The sequence below is a fragment of the Thermococcus alcaliphilus genome (assembly GCF_024054535.1).
GTDB lineage: Archaea > Methanobacteriota_B > Thermococci > Thermococcales > Thermococcaceae > Thermococcus_A > Thermococcus_A alcaliphilus.
Genome location: NZ_JAMXLV010000009.1, coordinates 1 through 617, shown reverse-complemented (window position 1 = coordinate 617; position 617 = coordinate 1). Strand labels below are relative to the sequence as shown.

Below are 617 nucleotides of genomic sequence, written 5' to 3'. Positions count from 1 at the left end.
TCCTCACTCCTGAAATTATTCCAAAAACGCTTCGTCCGCTCCTTCAACGTCCTAAACCAGCGCTCAACACTGTTCCTCGGCCCGAAAGTCACATGCAGATAACCCAACCCCAGACTCTTAAAAGCAGACTTATACCAGCTCGCCCTGTCAACCAGAAAGACGGGCTGCCCTTCACACGACTTTAAAACAACCAGAATGAAATCCCTGGCAACCCACCAGTTTCTAACAGTCGTAATCCAGACTGCTAAAACTTCCTTGCTCTCAACGTCAATTGCAGCCCAGAGGAATCTTTTCTTCCCGTTGATTTTTATTACTGTTTCGTCAACTGCGATGAAGTTTCGCTGTTTTTTGACTGCGAGGATTTTTGGCTTGTAAACTGCTTCTGCTATTTTTTGAACGGCTTCCCAGACGGTTGTGTGGCTGATTCCGAGGATTCTGGCGGTTTGCCTGTAGCTTAAGCCGTTTAGGTACAGGTTTGTTGCTCTGATTTTCTTTTCTGGTGGGATTTTGTTTCGGCGAAAAGGTTTTAAGGCTGAAACCATCCAGTGGATAATGGTTTCAGCTTGCATATTCCCCTCTTTCTTTTTCTGAGGGAGTGTCTGAGATTTAAACCTGAC

General features: G+C 45.5%; 1 protein-coding gene. It reads right to left on the bottom strand.

Annotation, left to right across the window (positions count from 1 at the left end):
• On the bottom strand, window positions 1–569 hold a 569-nt coding region (locus NF859_RS00355), incomplete at its 3' end, for an IS6 family transposase (RefSeq protein ID WP_252742514.1).
• Window positions 570–617: the final 48 nt, after the last annotated feature.